This window comes from Hyella patelloides LEGE 07179, assembly GCF_900659865.1.
Lineage (GTDB): Bacteria > Cyanobacteriota > Cyanobacteriia > Cyanobacteriales > Xenococcaceae > Hyella > Hyella patelloides.
Map to the genome: position 1 here is coordinate 1 of NZ_LR214164.1, position 4,238 is coordinate 4,238.

Annotated in this window: 3 protein-coding genes and 1 pseudogene; 3 read left to right on the plus strand and 1 reads right to left on the minus strand. The window is 39.2% G+C overall.

Features of this window, described 5'->3' with window-relative positions; translation table 11 throughout:
• The first annotated feature begins 636 nt into the window (after window positions 1-636).
• The 3 genes and pseudogenes from H1P_RS31395 (at window position 637) to H1P_RS31405 (ending at window position 3,984) form a co-directional block, all read left to right on the plus strand.
• The gene (locus tag H1P_RS31395) at window positions 637-1,440 is read left to right on the plus strand and encodes a cupin domain-containing protein (protein ID WP_144875125.1); all 804 of its coding nucleotides are present in this window, start codon (window positions 637-639) and stop codon (window positions 1,438-1,440) included.
• 259 nt (window positions 1,441-1,699) lie between these two features.
• A pseudogene (gene cysE / locus H1P_RS31400) lies at window positions 1,700-2,203 on the plus strand (serine O-acetyltransferase); the annotation flags it as partial.
• Between the two features lie 389 nt (window positions 2,204-2,592).
• Window positions 2,593-3,984, plus strand: a complete 1,392-nt coding sequence (locus tag H1P_RS31405; protein WP_144875129.1) for a hypothetical protein — start codon at window positions 2,593-2,595, stop codon at window positions 3,982-3,984.
• Between the two features lie 29 nt (window positions 3,985-4,013).
• Here the strand turns inward: H1P_RS31405 and H1P_RS37890 are convergent.
• A partial coding sequence (locus tag H1P_RS37890) for a hypothetical protein (RefSeq protein ID WP_222427338.1) occupies window positions 4,014-4,238 on the minus strand: 225 nt, incomplete at its 5' end.

The following is a 4,238-nucleotide window of genomic DNA, read 5'->3' on the forward strand; positions in this document are numbered from 1 at the left end:
ACTGTTCTGGGACGACCACCAGGTTTTGAATCAGGAATTAAGGGTTCGAGAATTGTCCATTGTGAATTAGAAATATCTGTAGGATCAGGTTTTCTTTGCTTCCTAACTTCTAGTTTATTTGTACTTAGAAGTTACATTTTAGACTTTTCGTACATCCTCTGAGGTCTTACCTGAAACCGCCGAAGCATTCATCTATGCAGCGATGGTTCGGATTATGGTTCGTCGGTTAGCGTAGCTTTTTAGACTTTTCGTACATCCTCTCAGTTGATGTGCTTTCAAACAACACTTATTATTTAATTCGCGAGTATTACTCGCGAATTAAGAATCTTTCTTATTTTTCTTTTTACCAAAATGGGATGCTCCCATCGGGGATTTGTCTGGGGATAGAATCAAGTGAAGTCTTTGCTTTATCTAGATTTTAGTCATTATCTCTCTCTTTTTTCCGAAAGTCCAGTTAGAAGTTCAGAATAATCATCCCTAGTTCTTCCCGATCGCTCTTTAAGTTTAAACAAAGTAGTTAAAGAGAAGATTTTTCTCAAGCTGGAACAAGCACCTGCATATCTCGAAAGAGCTCAACCTAATAGCAGAAAGCAAGCACAAAACTTCAAAATACACCATTAAAAGGAGAATAAAACCATGAAACCCAGTTTTAAAGCTCAAAATGATTCCAAATCTCACAATCAAGCCGAAAAAGACAGTATTCTCCTGAATCAATTATCTGAAAAATCAAATAATCAAGCAATGCAAAAGTTTTACTGTCAGAAGTTCTTAGAGACAATTCAACTAGACTACACTATGGCGGGTCATCCATCGCTCGCCCGTTGGGTCATCAATTCTATTCAAGTTAATGATAGCGAACAGGACACGCACTTTCTATTTGTTTCGGAGGGCGAAGTTACTCTCAAAAGCAGTAACGGAGAGTTCTTATTGCGAGAGAATAGCTTTGCTACAGTTCCAGGTAACTTTTCTTTAGATGGTTCGGGACAAGTTTTAGTGGCAACGCTCCTTAATTACACTGGATTTTTTAGCATTGGGGGACCTATTGAACCATTAGGACGACTAAAATATATTGATGGCTGCTCTGCAACGGTTCTGATTAATCCTTTAAAACTTGGAGAACCCTGCTTGAATTTCCTCTACGTTCCTCCAGGTATCTCTCAAACTCCCCATACCCATCCCTCATTGCGGATTGGGCTTGTCGCTTCGGGTAGTGGAACTTGTACTGTGGATGAAGGAATATTCGAGATGGAGGAGGGAACAGTCTTCTGTCTTCCAGAAAATAAGTTACATAGCTTCAGTGCCATTGATGACTCTTTGAGAATTATTATCTATCATCCCGATTCTGAAGTAGGTCCTACTGATGATTCCCATACCATGCTGAATAATACTTTTGTTGGAGAAAAGTCAGCCCAAGTTCTGGATGCGATTAGAACCAAATAACAAGTTAATCAAGATTGCCTTTGCAATACCCGAATGTGAAGGCAATCTCGTGATTATGGATCGAGGTTTTCACATTAGTGGAACACAACTTAAACTCACGAGCCTGTTGTGACGGAAAGAGCCTCTGTGATTGAGACAACGGGAAACTATTATCAACCCAAAAACAACCATAGTAAAAAGTTTGTTAACTATGACTGCTTACAACAGATTATCCAACAGTATTGATTCTGATCCCAAAAGCTGGGCTACCCTGAAGAAGATTGGGAAAACTTTGGTCGAAGATTATGCGATTGTGATGAGACGGGATCCAGCTGCGACCAACTGGTTAGAAGTGTTGTTCTGTTATCCTGGCCCTCAAGCAATAATTCTCTATCGCCTAGCCCATGGGCTTCACAATTTAGGCGTTGTCTTTTTGCCCCGTTTGATTTCCCATCTTGCTCGCTTTTTGACAGGAATTGAAATTCATCCAGGAGCGGTAATTGGCAAAGGTGTCTTTATCGACCACGGTATGGGAGTAGTTATCGGCGAAACCGCAGTGGTAGGAGATTATTGTTTACTTCATCATGGTGTAACTCTCGGCGGAACGGGTAAAGAAAGCGGTAAACGCCATCCTACCTTGGGCTGTAATGTTACTGTGGGGGCGGGAGCGAAAATTCTCGGTAATATTAATCTCGGCAGTCACGCCCGTGTTGGTGCTGTTGCCGTAGTCCTCAAAGACATACCAGCAAATTCTACAGTAGTTGGCATACCTGGTCGAATTATTTCCCAGGGAGATTGAGAAGACCTCGACTGTAATTAACCTTAAATTAAGATAACTATTAGATTCGATCTAGTTTTCCAGTTTTTAAATTCAGAAAAAGCGATCAGCCGAAGGCTGGCACTGCGTGGTCTGCGGAGCAGGCACTGCGAGATCGCTTATGGGTTAAAAAACACCTCGATCCAGAAGAAGAAAAACTACGGTTTTCAAAGTAGATGTGGTTTAGCACCATAGTTTAGACTTTGAATTTGTTTTCTAGCAAGATTTTGGTAAGACTGAATTTCTTTATTACTTGCTACTTTACTTCACCAAGATTTTGGCAATTTAACCAAGAAGTTTATTCTGTAGCCTATTTTTCTTCTTATTAACGAAAAACATAAGGATAGACACCATCAATGAGTGGTTTATCAAAATACTGGCAGATTTGCCGTCTTAGCCTTACGAATAATCAAGGATATGAGTTCCAAGAGATTACAGCAGCCCAAGAATTGTCTCAAGAGTTATCTTCTACAGAAACAATTAATCTTTTGTTGTCTTTATTTAAATCTAAGTCATCAGTAGCAGGATTATGTTTGCGTTGTTATGTTTCCTACTCCATTTTGAAATCTTGTCAAAAGCTAGCTGCTTTATTTAGCAGTAATCATAATTTTAGCTATCATGATTTGCTACCTTTTGTTCTCAATGATGATGGCAAACGAGAAATTATGCTTGCTGAAGATGGCAAAACTCAGTTAATTATTGATCGCGATGGCAATACACAAGTTAGTCAATACAAGCTATTTACAGTTGAGATTATCGGCTCTTATAAATCCGATAGCTCCAGTATGAGTTTGGATAACTGGGCATTTTTACAAACCAAACAGCATCCAGAATTGAAAAAGTTTTTAGCTGAATTTGGTTTTCAACACCTCAGTGATTGGGCAATGTTGAATAATATAGGAGTCAAACAAATGGCTCAATTAGCTCCTAGAAATCGCAATTTGATAGAAGTTTTTCACGCAGTTTATCGTCGAGATCGTCGTCAACAAAAAGTAAAAAGGCTGGGTAAATGTCCCAATCCCACTCAAGAGCAATTGCAGGAGATGCAAACTCTGTTACGCGAGCGTAATTGTATCTTTCCCAGTGCAGAATCAGTATTTGCTGCGTTAAAAAAAGTAGCCAGTCTGTTAAGACAATACGATATTTGGAGTTACCGAGAACCTTTGGAAATTTACGAACCCGACAGTGGTAATTATGCGTTCAGAAACGATTTACCCACGGAGAATTCTAACAATGCGATCGCTTCTGAGGAACAGGAATTACTAAATTTTCTCCAGGATAGTCTTAATAAAGCTTTAGTTACAGCCATCGAGCAAACCATTAGCACTCGTATTGCTAAGTTAAATAAAAGCGGGAAATATCGACCCTTTGCAGCTAAATTTGTCACTGGTTTAGAGTTATATTACTGTCAGAAAAAGTCTCTTGGAGAAATTACTCCCCTGTTGGGATTTAGTAATTGGAGTCAGGCTAGAAGAGTTTTAAACCCTGGGGAGATCTTAAATACTGTCAGAATTCAAACCGTACAGCAATTGTTAACAATTATTTGGCAAAAAACCCAGAATCTAGGCTTGACTGACGCATCTCCTAGTGCCAATTATCTACAAAGCCTCAGTATTCAAATTGAAGCCTTTGCCGATGAAGCAGTTTTTCAAGCTGCAACTTCCGAGATTAAATCAGGAAAACATCGCGATCTACAAAGTCTCTACGCTCAAAAAATTCGTCTTTACTGTCAACAATCATCAAGCTAACCGTGGGTTAGCTTAGATTTAAATGACACTTAGCCGATCTCCGATCGATCTTGCTTCTTGCAACCAAGTTCAACAATTGATAATGAACAATGGATAATTACCTCTTCTTTCAAGGAGAGGATTGAACCTAGGGTGTTGATTTTGGTCAAAGCGATCGCGAACAAATTCATGCAACTTACCTGGAAACAATTATAGATTGATTGCTGCAAAAGTTTGCTATATTTAAGGGTTAAAATGTATAGTTTAAACTCGCT

Coding starts and splice junctions, on each gene's coding strand:
- H1P_RS31395 (WP_144875125.1), top strand. CDS start 637: ATGAAACCCAGTTTTAAAGCTCAAAATGATTCCAAATCTCACAATCAA.
- H1P_RS31405 (WP_144875129.1), top strand. CDS start 2,593: ATGAGTGGTTTATCAAAATACTGGCAGATTTGCCGTCTTAGCCTTACG.